This is a genomic window from Streptomyces sp. NRRL F-6492 (assembly GCF_001280125.1).
Taxonomy (GTDB): Bacteria; Actinomycetota; Actinomycetes; order Streptomycetales; family Streptomycetaceae; genus Streptomyces.
Genome location: NZ_LGEG01000227.1, coordinates 42,869 through 56,203 on the forward strand (window position 1 = coordinate 42,869; position 13,335 = coordinate 56,203).

At 74.8% G+C, this 13,335-nt stretch carries 11 protein-coding genes and 2 pseudogenes; 9 read left to right on the forward strand and 4 right to left on the reverse strand.

What is annotated here, in order from left to right; all coding sequences use genetic code 11:
• Nucleotides 1-100 precede the first annotated feature (100 nt).
• Together ADL08_RS21940 and ADL08_RS21945 are read left to right on the forward strand one after the other, a co-directional pair.
• Nucleotides 101-1,441, forward strand: a complete 1,341-nt coding sequence (locus tag ADL08_RS21940; protein WP_053645589.1) for a hemolysin family protein — start codon at nt 101-103, stop codon at nt 1,439-1,441.
• Complete coding sequence (locus ADL08_RS21945) at nt 1,438-2,457, forward strand: hemolysin family protein (RefSeq protein ID WP_053645591.1); 1,020 nt, start codon at nt 1,438-1,440, stop codon at nt 2,455-2,457. The genes ADL08_RS21940 and ADL08_RS21945 overlap by 4 nt, the downstream gene beginning before the upstream one ends.
• Before the next feature lie 61 nt (nt 2,458-2,518).
• Here ADL08_RS21945 and ADL08_RS21950 read toward each other — a convergent pair whose 3' ends face one another.
• Nucleotides 2,519-3,538, reverse strand: a complete 1,020-nt coding sequence (locus ADL08_RS21950; RefSeq protein ID WP_053645592.1) for a maleylpyruvate isomerase N-terminal domain-containing protein — start codon at nt 3,536-3,538, stop codon at nt 2,519-2,521.
• 64 nt (nt 3,539-3,602) lie between these two features.
• Here ADL08_RS21950 and ADL08_RS21955 point away from each other — a divergent pair, with 64 nt between their 5' ends.
• The 4 genes from ADL08_RS21955 (at nt 3,603) to ADL08_RS21970 (ending at nt 8,010) form a co-directional block, all read left to right on the forward strand.
• On the forward strand, nt 3,603-4,400 hold the full coding sequence (locus ADL08_RS21955; RefSeq protein ID WP_053645594.1) for an SGNH/GDSL hydrolase family protein: 798 nt from the start codon (nt 3,603-3,605) through the stop codon (nt 4,398-4,400).
• Nucleotides 4,401-4,473: 73 nt separating this feature from the next.
• Nucleotides 4,474-5,916: an adenylosuccinate lyase gene (gene purB, locus ADL08_RS21960; protein WP_199837059.1), complete on the forward strand. Its 1,443-nt coding sequence runs from the start codon at nt 4,474-4,476 to the stop codon at nt 5,914-5,916.
• Between the two features lie 62 nt (nt 5,917-5,978).
• Entirely contained in the window at nt 5,979-6,485 is a 507-nt protein-coding gene (gene mug / locus ADL08_RS21965) for a G/U mismatch-specific DNA glycosylase (protein ID WP_053645598.1), read from the forward strand.
• Nucleotides 6,486-6,852: 367 nt separating this feature from the next.
• Nucleotides 6,853-8,010 carry an ROK family transcriptional regulator gene (locus tag ADL08_RS21970; protein WP_053645600.1) on the forward strand — a complete coding sequence of 386 codons (1,158 nt, stop codon included), beginning with the start codon at nt 6,853-6,855 and terminating at the stop codon, nt 8,008-8,010.
• 59 nt (nt 8,011-8,069) lie between these two features.
• On the opposite strand, the gene ADL08_RS21975 is transcribed toward ADL08_RS21970, so the two are convergent.
• Complete coding sequence (locus ADL08_RS21975) at nt 8,070-8,810, reverse strand: GntR family transcriptional regulator (RefSeq protein WP_053645602.1); 741 nt, start codon at nt 8,808-8,810, stop codon at nt 8,070-8,072.
• A 483-nt stretch (nt 8,811-9,293) separates the two neighbouring features.
• On the opposite strand from ADL08_RS21975, the gene ADL08_RS21980 reads away from it, so the two are divergent.
• Nucleotides 9,294-10,016 carry a S1 family peptidase gene (locus ADL08_RS21980; protein ID WP_053645604.1) on the forward strand — a complete coding sequence of 241 codons (723 nt, stop codon included), beginning with the start codon at nt 9,294-9,296 and terminating at the stop codon, nt 10,014-10,016.
• A 73-nt stretch (nt 10,017-10,089) separates the two neighbouring features.
• Here the strand turns inward: ADL08_RS21980 and sigJ are convergent, their stop codons facing one another.
• On the reverse strand, nt 10,090-11,028 hold the full coding sequence (gene sigJ, locus ADL08_RS21985) for an RNA polymerase sigma factor SigJ (RefSeq protein ID WP_267889582.1): 939 nt from the start codon (nt 11,026-11,028) through the stop codon (nt 10,090-10,092).
• Between the two features lie 123 nt (nt 11,029-11,151).
• On the opposite strand from sigJ, the gene ADL08_RS35805 reads away from it, so the two are divergent.
• Nucleotides 11,152-11,982 (forward strand): alpha/beta fold hydrolase, encoded by an 831-nt coding sequence (locus tag ADL08_RS35805; RefSeq protein ID WP_053669233.1) that lies wholly within the window; start codon nt 11,152-11,154, stop codon nt 11,980-11,982.
• A gap of 93 nt (nt 11,983-12,075) precedes the next feature.
• Here ADL08_RS35805 and ADL08_RS21990 read toward each other — a convergent pair.
• Nucleotides 12,076-12,921: pseudogene (locus ADL08_RS21990) on the reverse strand (EamA family transporter); the annotation flags it as partial.
• Between ADL08_RS21990 and ADL08_RS21995 the strand changes: the two are divergent.
• Nucleotides 12,912-13,220: pseudogene (locus ADL08_RS21995) on the forward strand (GntR family transcriptional regulator); the annotation flags it as partial. The pseudogenes ADL08_RS21990 and ADL08_RS21995 sit on opposite strands and share 10 nt — an antisense overlap.
• Between the last annotated feature and the right edge of the window lie 115 nt (nt 13,221-13,335).

Here is a 13,335-nt window from a genome sequence, read left to right on the forward strand (position 1 = left end):
CCAGTAGCACTGGTTCCCACAGACTCGAAAGCTCCGGCTCCGGCCGCCGGCTCCGAGCGATCCTCCTCCCGCCGCGTGATCATGGGACGGAGGTGAACCGATGACCGAAGTGCTCCTGCTCCTCCTCGCGCTCCTGCTCTCCCTCGCGTGCGGCGCCTTCGTCGCGGCCGAGTTCTCGCTGACCACGGTCGAGCGCGGCGAACTCGAAGCCGCCGTGAAGCGCGGCGAGCGCGGCGCGGCGAGCGCGCTCAAGGCCGTCAGGTCGCTGACGTTCCAGCTCTCCGGCGCCCAGCTGGGGATCACCGTCACCAACCTGGTGGTCGGCATGCTGGCCGAGCCGTCGATCGCCGCGCTGATCAAGGGCCCGGTCGAGGCCCTCGGCCTCTCCGCCACGGTCGCCTCCTCGGTGGCCCTGGTCCTGGGCACCGCCCTGTCGACCGTGGTCCTGATGGTGGTCGGCGAGCTGGTCCCCAAGAACTGGGCCATCTCCTCGCCGCTCGCCGTGGCGAAGGTCGTGGCCACCCCGCAGCGCGTGTTCACGGCCGCCTTCAAGCCGCTGATCAGCCACCTCAACAACACCGCGAACCGGATCCTGCGCCGGCTCGGCATGGAGCCGACCGAGGAACTGGCCTCCGCGCGCTCCCCGCAGGAGCTGGTGGCCCTCGCCCGGCACTCCGCCAAGGAGGGCGCCCTGGAGGCGGACACGGCCGAGCTGTTCGTCCGCACCCTCAACCTGGCGGAGCTGACCGCCGAGAACGTGATGACGCCCCGCGTGCAGGTCACCGCCCTGGAGGTGCAGGCCACCGCCGAGGACGTGGCGAACGCGACCCGCGCGACCGGCCTGTCCCGCTTCCCCGTCTACCGGGGCAGCCTCGACGCGGTCGTCGGCATCGCCCACATCAAGGATGTCCTGGCCATACCGGCCGCCGAGCGGTACCGCCGCCCGATCGGGGAGATGATGCGCGAGCCGCTGCTCGTCCCCGAGACGCTGACCGTGGACAGGCTGCTGGACCGGCTGTCCGGGAAGCAGACGATGGCGGTCGTCATCGACGAGTACGGCGGCACGGCCGGGGTCGTCACCCTGGAGGACATCGTCGAGGAGGTCGTCGGCGAGGTCCGCGACGAGCACGACCCGCACGAGACGCCGGACCTGGCACGGGCCGGCGAGGACGCGGACGGGCGCGAGCTGTGGTCCGCCGACGGCGCGGCCCGCACCGACCAGGTCGGCGCGATCGGCCTGAAGGTGCCGGACGGCCCCTACGAGACGCTGGCGGGCGCCGTCGCCCACGAGCTGGGCCGCATCCCGGACGCCGGCGACAGCGTGGAGCTGGCCGGCTGGCGGCTCGACGTCGTGGACGCCTCGGGCCGCCGCGCGGCCCGTCTGCTGCTGCACGCACCCGCGCACGAGACCGGGGACGAGACCGGGGAGGCCGGCCGATGATCGCGATCCAGTTGCTGATCGGCCTGCTCACCCTGGTCGTCAACGCCTTCTTCGTCGGCGCCGAGTTCGCCCTGATCTCGGTCCGCCGCAGCCAGATCGAACCCCTCGCCGAGGCGGGGGACAAGCGGGCGCGCAGTGTCGTCTGGGGTCTGGAGCACGTCTCCGCGATGCTCGCGGCGGCCCAGCTCGGCATCACGCTCTGCACCCTGGTCCTCGGCATCGTCGCCGAGCCGGCCATCGCGCACCTGCTCGAACCGGTCTTCGACGCGGTCGGCGTCCCGCACGGTCTGGTGCACCCGATCTCGTTCGTGATCGCCCTGTCGCTCGCGACGTACCTGCACATGCTGCTGGGCGAGATGGTGCCGAAGAACATCGCGCTCGCCGAGCCGACGCGCTCCGCGCTGCTCCTCGGGCCGCCCCTGGTGGCGCTCGCCCGGGCGCTGCGGCCGGTGATCTTCACGATCAACGCCTTCGCGAACGCCCTGCTCAAGCTGTTGCGGGTGGAGGTCAAGGACGAGGTCTCGGCGACCTTCTCGGACGACGAGCTGGCCCGTCTGGTCACCGACGCCGGTGACGCCGGGCTCCTGGACGACCGGGCCGCCGAGCGGCTGCACGACGCCCTGGAGCTGGGCCGCCGTCCCGTGCGGGACGTGGTGATGCCGGCGGAGAAGGTGGTGTCCACCCCGGTCGGCACCACCCCGGAGGAGCTGGAGGCGCTGTCGGCGCGGACCGGGTTCTCCCGCTTCCCCGTGGTCGACCCGGAGCGCCACATCCTGGGCTACCTGCACGTCAAGGACGCCCTGGACATCGTCCCGCGCGACCTGCCGTTCCCGGTGTCGTCGCTGCGGCCGATCGCCCGGGTGCGGGCGGAGGCGCCGCTGGACGACGTCCTGACCGCGATGCGCCGCAGCCGGACGCACCTGGCGGCGGTCCTCGACGAGAACGACCGGCCGGCCGGCCTCGTGGCGATGGAGGACGTGCTGCGCGAGCTGGTCGGGCGCCCCGCGGCGTCGTAACGGCCGCGCGCACGGAAGACGAAGGGCCCCGGGATCCGTCCCGGGGCCCTTCGGGCTTCGTTCAGAGCGCGGCGGCGGCCAGCCAGTCGTCCAGGAGGCCCCGGTCGCCGGTGTGCGCGAAGCAGGGCTCGTCGGCCCCGTAACGGCGGTGCAGCAGGAGCAGCAGCTCCCCGGCGTCCGCCTCGACGGCGGCGGTCGGCTCCGCGCCGCCGCTCCCCCGGGTCCAGGTGAAGCCGCCCCCGCCGAAGGTCAGGGTCCAGACGGCGCGGGTGTCGCGGGCGGTGAGGCGCAGGACCGCCCCGTCCCGGCCGAGCCGGGAGACCGGCTCCGCGATCCGGGGGATGTACGGGGCGTCGGTCAGGAAGTGGTCGACGGCGGCCGCGGCCGTGCCGGGGTCGAGGGGGCCGGTCTTCCCGTGGACGGCGAGTTCGGCGTCGGCCAGGTGGACCAGGGTCTCGAAGAGCACCTGGCGGGGGTAGTGGCGGACGTGCGGGTCCGCGCCCGGGGACCAGACGGGGGCGTCGGGGTCGGCGTCGCGGGCGGTGGCGGCGAACCGCTCGGCGCCGGCGACGAGCCAGTCGGGGTACGCGGCGGGGTCGGCCGGCGGGTCGAGGGGGACGTCCTGGGCGAGGACCCGGGTGGTGGCACGGGTCCGTACGAGGTGCTCGGCCCAGCGGTGGACGGTGCCGACGTGCCGGGCGAGGTCCGCGAGGGTCCGGTCGGGGCGGCCGGGGACGGGGGTCGCGGGGCCGGCGTCGCGGACGACGGCGGCGAGGCGCCGGGCGTGGTCCAGGGCGGCCCCGCAGTCGGCGGCGTGGGTGTCCCCGGCGAGTCCGAAGCCCTCGGAGACCCTGAGCAGACCGTCCCGCCGGGGGCCCTCGGGCGCGCGCAGGGCCGCCGCGCGGAACAGCCCGTCGAGGGTCCGCCGGTCGGCCGCCGCGAGCCCGGCGAGGGCGTGCCCGGTGGACTCCAGCCACTTCACCGCCGTGTCGGGGTCGAGGACCTCGTCGTCGGCGGCCTCGACCTCCGTCACCAGTCCGGCCAGGGCCTCTGCCAGGGCGCTCAGGAGCGCTTCGCTCATCGGATTTCCCCTCCCGGGTTCTCCACGGCACGCCTCGCATACCGCACGGTATGATCGCTCCGCCATGGAGATCAATGCCACGTACAACAGTTTCGTCGCCCTCGGCGACAGCTTCACCGAGGGTATGTCGGACCTGAGGCCCGACGGTTCCTACGGCGGCTGGGCCGACGTCCTCGCGGGCCGTCTCGCCGCCCGCTCCCCCGGCTTCCGGTACGCGAACCTCGCCGTGCGCGGGAAGCTCATCGGACAGATCGTCGAGGAGCAAGTCGGCCCGGCCGCAACGATGGAGGCCGATGTGGTCACCCTCGTCGGCGGCCTCAACGACACCCTCCGGCCCAAGGTCGACATGGTCCGGGTGCGGGACCTCCTCACCGAGGCAGTGGAACGCCTCACACCCGCCTGCGGGCAGCTCGTCCTGATGCGCAGCCCCGGCCGGAACGGCCCCGTCATGGAGCGCTTCCGGCCCCGGATGGAGGAGCTCTTCGCCCACATCGACGCGCTCGCCGCCCGGCACGGCGCCCTGGTCGTCGACCTGTACGGGGCGCCGTCGCTCGGCGACCCCCGCCTCTGGGACGTGGACCGGCTCCATCTGACGGCCGAGGGGCACCGGCGGGTCGCCGAGGCCGTGTGGCAGGCCCTCGGCCTGGAGGCCGAGGAGGACTGGCGCACGCCGATGCCGGCGACCGCGCCTCCCCGCTGGGCGAGCCGGCGGCTCGCGGACGCCCGCTTCGCCAGGGAGCACCTGGGTCCCTGGATCGGACGGCGGCTGACCGGCCGCTCCTCCGGCGACGGCCGCGCGCCCAAGCGCCCGGAGCTGCTCCCGTACGAGCCCTCGGTGGCCGTCCGGCCGGAGCGCCCGTGACCCGCGTCTCGTAGCAAGCTCCACACCGGGCGGTGGCACTGGCCTGCAGAAACCGCCAGTAGAATCCCTCTACGTGACTGCTGTGACTGCGAAGCCCCGCATCCCCAACGTTCTGGCCGGCCGCTACGCCTCCGCGGAGCTCGCCGTCCTCTGGTCCCCCGAGCAGAAGGTGAAGCTGGAGCGCCGGCTGTGGCTCGCCGTGCTGCGTGCGCAGAAGGACCTCGGGATCGAGGTCCCGGAGGAGGCCCTCGCCGACTACGAGCGCGTCCTCGACCAGGTCGACCTCGGCTCCATCGCCGAGCGCGAGAAGGTCACCCGGCACGACGTGAAGGCCCGCATCGAGGAGTTCAACGCCCTCGCCGGCCACGAGCACGTCCACAAGGGCATGACCTCGCGCGACCTCACCGAGAACGTCGAGCAGCTCCAGATCCGGCTCTCCCTGGAGCTGATGCGGGACCGCACGGTCGCCGTCCTCGCCCGGCTCGGCAAGCTCTCCGCCGAGTACGCCGAGCTGGTCGTGGCCGGCCGCTCGCACAACGTCGCCGCCCAGGCGACCACCCTCGGCAAGCGGTTCGCGACGGCGGCGGACGAGCTGCTCGTGGCGTACGCGCGCCTGGAGGAGCTGCTCGGCCGCTACCCGCTGCGCGGCATCAAGGGCCCGGTCGGCACCGCGCAGGACATGCTGGACCTGCTCGGCGGCGACGCCGGCAAGCTGGCCGACCTGGAGCGGCGGATCGCCGGTCACCTCGGCTTCGCGCACGCCTTCACCTCGGTCGGCCAGGTCTACCCGCGCTCGCTCGACTACGACGTGGTCACCGCGCTGGTCCAGCTGGCCGCCGCCCCGTCCTCCACCGCCAAGACGATCCGTCTGATGGCGGGCCACGAGCTGGTCACCGAGGGCTTCAAGCCCGGCCAGGTCGGCTCCTCGGCGATGCCGCACAAGATGAACACCCGCTCCTGCGAGCGCGTCAACGGCCTGATGGTCATCCTGCGCGGCTACGCCTCGATGACCGGCGAGCTGGCCGGCGACCAGTGGAACGAGGGCGACGTGTCCTGCTCCGTGGTCCGCCGGGTCGCGCTGCCGGACGCGTTCTTCGCGCTGGACGGCCTCCTGGAGACCTTCCTCACCGTGCTCGACGAGTTCGGCGCCTTCCCGGCCGTCGTCGCCCGCGAGCTCGACCGCTACCTGCCCTTCCTGGCGACCACCAAGGTCCTCATGGGCGCCGTGCGCGCCGGGGTCGGCCGCGAGGTCGCGCACGAGGCCATCAAGGAGAACGCCGTGGCCTCCGCGCTCGCCATGCGCGAGCAGGGCGCCGAGCGCAACGAGCTGCTCGACAAGCTGGCCGCCGACGAGCGCATCCCGCTGGACCGGGCGCAACTCGACGAGCTGATGGCGGACAAGCTGTCCTTCACGGGCGCCGCCGCCGACCAGGTCGCGTCCGTGGTCTCCCGCGTCGAGGAGATCCTCAAGCAGCACCCGGAGGCCGCCGCCTACGCCCCCGGGGCGATCCTCTGACCTCCTCCCCCCGGTTCACCCGGCAGGAGCTGGAGGCCGCCCGCGACCGCGTCGTTCCCGACGTGGTCGCGAGCGGCCTCTCGGTGCTCTTCTGCGGGATCAACCCGGGTCTGATGACGGCGGCGTCCGGCCACCACTTCGCCCGGCCGGGCAACCGGTTCTGGCCGGTGCTGCACCTGTCGGGGTTCACGCCGAGGCAGCTGCGGCCGGACGAGCAGGAGGAGCTCCTGACGTACGGCCTCGGGATCACGAACGTGGTGGAGCGGCCGTCCGCGCGGGCCGACGAGCTGACCCGCGAGGAGTACCGGGAGGGCGGGCGGCTGCTCGCCGCGCGGGTGGAGCGGCTGGAGCCGCGCTGGCTCGCGATCGCCGGAGTCACGGCGTACCGCGCGGCCTTCGACGAGCCGAAGGCGGCCGTCGGACCGCAGGAGCGGACGATCGGCACCACCCGGATCTGGGCGCTGCCCAGCCCGAGCGGCCTGAACGCCCACTGGTCGACGGCGGCGATGGCCGAGGAGTTCGCCCGCCTCCGCGAGGCGGCGGACGTCGAGCGGCGGTCGCAGGCGTAGGGCGGTTCCGGTCCCGCCGTACGAACGGTCCCGCCGTACGGACCGGACCGGGCCGGGCCGGAACCGTACGGAGCCGCCGCACGAAACGGGCCCGGACCGTCCCGGTGACCGGGGTCCCGCGCGGCTCTCGTGCGGGGCCCGCGGCCGGTGAACGGCACGTCCAGCGCCTCCCGTTCCGCTTCGCGCCCCTCCCCCGCCTCCTCCCGGACGCACCCGTCCGTGCCCGGTCCCGCGGACCGGGGGCCCGGGAGGGCGCCGGGACCCTGGGCAGGGACCGTCACCCAAGCGTGACGGGGGCGGCACTCGCCGCATCGGGGCCCATTGAGTACCATCCGGCTGAATGGCTCACGAGCTGGGAGGACACACGGTGGGGCGGCTGACCGGCGGGGATCCGTCTCTGCTGCGGCGGATCAACTCCGCGGTGGTACTCCATGCGCTGCGGGGCGCCGACGCGCCCACGCTCACCGATCTGACCCGGATCACCGGTCTGTCGCGGCCCACGGTCGAAGGGGTCGTCGAGGGCCTCATGGAGGGCGGGCTCGTCGTCGAGTCGGCGCCCGAGGAGGGCGAGGCCCGGCGGCAGGGGCGCCCGGCGCGGAGGTTCCGCTTCCGCGCGGAGGCCGGTCATCTGCTCGGCATCGAGATCGGCCCGCACCGGGTGGCCGCCCTGCTCTCCGGCCTCGACGGGCGGATCATCGGCGCGGGGTCCCGCGAGGTGTCGGAGACGGCGCCCGAGGACGAGCGTCTCGACCGGGTGCGCACGGTCGTCGCGGACGTGCTGCGCAGGGCCGGGGTCGCCCGGTCCAACCTGCGGGCCGTGGGCGTGGGTACGCCCGGCATCGTGGAGGCCGACGGGACGGTGCGCCTCGGCACGGCGCTGCCCGGCTGGACGGGCCTCGCGCTCGGCGAGCGGCTGCGGCGCTCCTTCCGCTGCCCGGTGATCGTGGAGAACGACGCGAACGCGGCGGCCGTCGCCGAGCACTGGAAGGGCGCGGCGACCGACTCCGACGACATCGTGTTCGTCCTGGCCGGACTGAGCCCGGGGGCCGGCTCGCTGATCGGCGGCCGGCTGCACCGCGGTTTCGGCGGGGCGGCCGGGGAGATCGGCGCCCTGCACCTGCTCGGCCGGGACGTCACCCCCGAGCACCTGCTGTCGACGACGGACGAGCCGCTGCACCCGCTGGACGAGCAGGCGGTCGCGGAGGTGTTCGCGCTGGCCAAGAAGGGCGACGCGCGGGCCGGGGCGGCCGTGGAGCGGTTCATCCAGCGGCTCGTGCACGACGTGGCGGCCCTCGTCCTGGCCATCGACCCCGAGCTGGTCGTGGTGGGCGGCTGGGCGGCCGGTCTCGACGGGGTGCTCCAGCCGCTCCGCGAGGAGCTGGCCCGGTTCTGCCTGCGGCCGCCCCGGGTGGCGCTCTCCCTGCTCGGCGAGGCCGCGGTGGGCACGGGGGCGCTGCGGCTCGCCCTCGACCACGTCGAGGAGCAGTTGTTCGCGGTCGACGGATCGGTGACGGCCCGCCGCTGAACCGCCGAGGGGCGGTCCCGGGGCGGGCCGGTGCCTGTCCGTCGCCGGACGCGCGGGAGTTACGAGGCCATGACCAGGTCGCCCGAGTCGCCGAAGGTGAGGCGGCAGGTGTCGGCGCGGTAGGTGGCCACGGAGACGGCGGCGGTACGGCCGCCGGAGAGGTAGCGGGTCGTCACGACGAGGACGGGCGCGCCGGGCAGCCGGTCGAGCTCCTTGGCGTCGTCGGCGCGGGCGGAGCCGAGTTCGACGGAGCGGTCCTGGCCGTCCAGGGCGAGGTGCTGGAGCTCGCGGAGCACGGCGCGGGCGCGGGCGGGGCCCGCGGGGGCGTCGATGCCGCTGAGGTCCGGGACGGAGCCGGCCGGCACGTAGAGCAGTTCGGCGGCGACCGGCTGGCCCTGGGTGACGCGGAGGCGGCGGACGACGTGCACCCGGTCCTCGGCGCCGGTCTCCAGGACGCGCGCGACGGCGGCCGGGGGGACGTCGGAGGCGGAGTCCAGGGACTGCCAGGCCTCGTCGCCGACGCCCGGCCAAGCGTGCTGCGTGGTGGAGACGTCCACGCCGACGCGCGGCGGGGCGACCGTGGTGCCGACGCCGCGGCGGCGCTGGAGGCGCCCTTCCAGCTCCAGCTGCTCCAGGGCCTGCCGGAGCGTGGCCCGGGCGACGCCGAAGCGCGCGGCGAGCTCGCGCTCGTTGGGGAGGATCTCCCCGACGGCGAAGTCCGAGTCGAGCGCTTCGCCGATCACTGTCTTGAGGTGCTGGTACTTCGGTTCCGGCACCGATGCCAGCTGCGTGGTCCCCACCCTGATCCTCCGCAATTCGCCGTGTCCCGCGGCGTTTTTCCGCGCCCTTGTTTATTAAAGGTTCCTGCACTAACTCTGCGACCATAAGGCGAGCCACCCCCTTGGTCAAGACCAATCCTCCGTCGAAAACCCCGGAATGTGGCTCTCTGACCTAGATCGTTCACAGGACGTTCGCACCCCTGTGAGGCTCCGGTAGCGGAAAACCCCCGTCGCGGGACGGCGGGGGCGGGTGTTCGTACGGCACCGGGGGCGGGGAGCGGGTGTTCGTACGGCGCCGGGGGCGGCGAAGCGCGCCCTTCCGGGAGAGAGCGCCGTGTTATGGCCAAGTGTTATTACCCCGCGCGCCCTCCCCTTCGGAATCATGGGTCATGTCCATGCCGAACCACCGCCCCGCCGGCGGGACTCCGGCATGCGCGCGGCCCCTCGGGGCCGCCCGCCCCCCACACGCGCGCCCGCCGGGCGCGCCCACCGAATCGAGGAACCTTGCGCATCTCACGGCTCGTGCCCGCCCTCGCGGCCGCCGCGGTCTCCGTCCTCGCCCTCCTCTCCCCCACCGCCTCCGCGGCGCCGGCGCCCGCGCCCCCGGCCGTCCAGGCCGTGCAGCCCATCATCGGCGGCGGCTACGCCTCCAACGCCCCGTGGGCGGCCCGGCTGCTCTCGAACGGCCGGGAGACCTGTTCGGCCACGATCATCGCCCCGACCTGGATCCTCACCGCCAAGCACTGCGTCACCGGCGGCGGCCTCTCCTTCCGCATAGGCAGCCTCGACCAGCACAGCGGCGGCACCCTGGCCAACGGCGCCCAGACCTACACGCACAGCTCGGACCTGGCCCTCGTCCGCCTGGACCGCTCCGTGTCGGCGACCTACGCGACGCTCGGCCAGCCGGGCACCGTGCGCGTCGGCCAGAACGTCCAGGTGTACGGCTGGGGCGCCACGTCCCAGTGCGGCTCCGAGGCCAACTGCCAGTCCCGCTACCTGAAGGTCGCCAACGTCACCGTCACCGGCGGCTGCACCGACGCCTACGGCGGTTCCGCGATCTGCGCCCGCCGGGGCGACGGCATCACCGCCGGCGGCGACTCCGGCGGCCCGATGACGGCCGCCGGCGTCCAGGTCGGCGTCGCCTCCACCAGCGACCGCCAGACCACCACGGCGTACACCAACGTCACGGCGTACCGCTCCTGGATCAGGTCGATCGCGGGCGTGTGACGCGTCCCCTCCCCGACGGGCGACGGGCCTCCCACCGCGGTGCGGCGGGAGGCCCGTCGTCGTGCCCGGCGGGTCAGACGTCCTTCAGGCCGTGGAACTTGTCGGGGTTCCGGATGATGTGGACGGTCTGGACGCGTCCGTCCCTCACCTCCAGCTGGATCACCGTGTCGGGGCGCCCGCCGGCGAACGCGACCAGGGCCGGGGCGCCGTTGAGCTCGACGAGGCGGTAGTCGTAGAGGCCCGCGTCCCCGGACACGGCGTGGAGGAAGCGGCCGACCTTGGACGCGGTCTCGATGACCCGCAGCGGCGCCTTGGACTTGCCGCCGCTGTCGCCGACCAGGCGCGCGTCCGGGGCGAGCAGGGCGAGGAGCCCGCCGAGGTCGCCGCCGGCGGCCGCGGCGAGGAAGCGCTCGGTCAGGTCGCGGCGCTCGGCCGGGTCGACGTCGTAGCGCGGCCTGCCCTCGTCGACGTGGCGCCGGGCCCGCCCGGCGAGCTGGCGCACGGCCGCCTCGGAGCGGTCCAGGACGGCGGCGATCTCCCCGTACGGGAAGCCGAAGGCCTCGCGCAGCACGAAGACGGCCCGCTCCAGGGGCGAGAGGGATTCGAGGACGACGAGGACCGCGAGCGAGACGGAGTCGGCGAGCAGGGCGCGCTCGGCGGTGTCGGGCGCGGCCGGGCCGAAGTCGGTGACGACGGGCTCGGGCAGCCAGGGGCCGACGTAGGTCTCGCGGCGCACGTGGGCGAGCCGGAGCCGGTCGACGGCGAGGCGGGTGGTGATCCGCACGAGGAAGGCGCGCGGCTCGCGGACGGCGGCCCGGTCGTCGGCGGTCCAGCGCAGCCAGGCCTCCTGGACGACGTCCTCGGCGTCGGCGGCGCGCCCGAGCATCCGGTAGGCGATGCCGAGGAGCATCGGGCGGTGCTCCTCGAAGAGTTCGGTCGGGGCGTCGGACGGAACGCCGCCGACGCGCGTGGGGGTACCGGCCTCGGCGCCGGTCGGGATGTCGGTGGGCACCCGCCCATCCCAGCCCAAGCGGCTCCGGCCTGTCCAGTTCGGGCCGGCCTCTTGAACTCCCGGCTACCGACCGGTAATTCTTACTGACGGGTCGTCTAAGAGGTGTCACGACAGGGAGTCCGCATGTCCGCACGGATCACGTTCACGATCGAGACCCCCTCGGGTCCCCGGACGACGTCCCTGACGTACGAGAGGAGGGGCTCGGGCGAGCCGCTGCTCCTCCTCCACGGCATCGGGCACCACTGGCAGGCCTGGGAGCCGGTCCTCGACGTCCTGGCCGCCGAGCGGGACGTGATCGCCGTCGACCTGCCCGGCTTCGGCGCCTCCGACGCGCTGCCGGAGGGCTCCCCGTACGACCTGTCCACCGTCGTCCCCGTCCTCGACGCCTTCTGCGGGGCCCTCGGCGCGGAGCGTCCGCACGTGGCCGGGAACTCGCTCGGCGGACTGCTCGCGCTGGAGCTCGGCCGGGAGAAGCTGGTGCGCTCGGTCACCGCCCTCTCCCCCGCCGGCTTCTGGACGGAGGCCGAGCGCCGGTACGCCTTCGGGACGCTGCGGGCCATGCGCGGCGCGGCCCTGTCGCTGCCCGTGCCGGTGATCGAGCGGCTCTCCCGCACGCCCGCCGGGCGCACCGCCCTCACCAGCACCATCTACGCCCGGCCCGCGCGGCGCTCACCCGAGGCGGTCGTCGCCGAGACCCTCGCGCTGCGCGGCGCGACCGGCTTCCACCAGACCCTGGCCGCGGGCCGGACCGCGCTCTTCCGCGACGACGTCCCCGCGGTCCCGGTCACGGTCGCCTGGGGCACCCGCGACCGGCTGCTCCTGCGCCGCCAGGGCGTCCGCGCCAAGCAGGCGCTGCCCGGCGCGCGGCTCGTCCGGCTGCCCGGCTGCGGCCACGTGCCCATGAACGACGACCCGGCCCTCGTCGCGCGCGTGCTCCTCGACGGCAGTCGCTGAGACCTCTTTCGCACGGGTGAACAGGCCGGTGCCCAGGGCGGCTCCGGCCCCCACGAGCAGACTGCCGGCCGCCTGCGGGAGGCCGAAGGCGGCGCCCGCGACCAGGACGGCGCTCAGGGCGGCGGCGACCGGGATCGCCCCGGTGAAGAGGGTGGCCCGCTCCATGCCGATCCGCTGGACCCCCATATAGAAGAGGACGAAGCCGACGACCGTGGCCAGGGCCGCCTGCCAGACGAGCGCCCCCGCCTCCACGCCCGTCGGCGTCCGTACGAGACCGGCGCCGTCCACGAGCAGCCCGAGGAGCGCCGCCTCGGCCGCGCCGACCCCGCAGACGGCGGCGGTGAGCAGCTTCGGGCCGAGGATCCGCAGCACCGGGACGGCGAGGACCGTGAACCCCACCTCGCCCGCGAGCGCCGCCGCCGACCAGCCGATCCCGGCCGCGTCCGTCCGCCCCCAGCCCTGCACGGTGAACGCCCCGGCGGCGACGAGCAGCGCCCCGCACAGCACGGCGCGGGCCGGCCTGCGGCCCTCGGCCAGCGGGACCAGGACGGCGACCACGACCGGCGCGCAGCCCACCAGGACGCCCGGGACGGCCGGTTCGGCGGTCCGCTCGGCGGCCAGGACGGCGAGGTTGAAGCCGACCATGCCGACGGCCGCGAGGGCGGCGAGCCGCAGCCAGTGACGGGCGGTCAGGAGCCGGAGCGGGGCGAGTCCGCCACGGCCGAGCAGCGGGAGCAGGAGCAGACAGGCGGCGCCGTAGCGGAGGGCCTGGCCGCCCGCGTACGGGTAGGCGCCGAGCAGGCTGTTCGCGGTGAAGGAGGCGCCGACGAGGGCGTAGGCGAGGGTCACGAGCAGGACCCCGCGCAGGGAGTTCGCGTTCATGGCTCCGACGCTAGGAATCCCGGCGGCCCCGGTTAAGGTCCACTTCCATGACACCATCGGGGACCACTTCGGGCGGGGCGGCGGGCCCCGCCGGACAGCCCGCCTGGGAGCTGCTGCTCCCGGCCGTCGGAGCGCCGGCGCGGCGGCGGGGCCGGGCGCTCCAGGAGGCCCTGCGCGAGGCGGTCCGCTCGGGGCGGCTCGGGGCCGGGACGCGGCTGCCGTCCACCCGTGAGCTCGCCGCCGACCTCGGCGTCTCCCGGGGACTCGTCACCGAGGCGTACGAGCAGCTGACCGCCGAGGGGTACCTGCGCGGCGAACGGGGCGCGGGGACGTGGGTGGGCGGGGCGGTCAGGGCGGGTGGCGCCGTCAAGGCGGACGGCCCGGGCGGTGGATCGGGAGGGGCGGGGGGTGGGGACGGGGTGGACGGGTAGGGCGGAGCGGACGGCTCGGGCAGGGAGGGTGGAGCCGCAC

Bases quoted from the DNA above. Each gene is read 5' to 3' on its own strand.
- ADL08_RS21940 (WP_053645589.1), top strand. From the start codon at position 101: ATGACCGAAGTGCTCCTGCTCCTCCTCGCGCTCCTGCTCTCCCTCGCG.
- ADL08_RS21945 (WP_053645591.1), top strand. From the start codon at position 1,438: ATGATCGCGATCCAGTTGCTGATCGGCCTGCTCACCCTGGTCGTCAAC.
- ADL08_RS21950 (WP_053645592.1), bottom strand. From the start codon at position 3,538: ATGAGCGAAGCGCTCCTGAGCGCCCTGGCAGAGGCCCTGGCCGGACTG.
- ADL08_RS21955 (WP_053645594.1), top strand. From the start codon at position 3,603: ATGGAGATCAATGCCACGTACAACAGTTTCGTCGCCCTCGGCGACAGC.
- ADL08_RS35805 (WP_053669233.1), top strand. From the start codon at position 11,152: ATGTCCGCACGGATCACGTTCACGATCGAGACCCCCTCGGGTCCCCGG.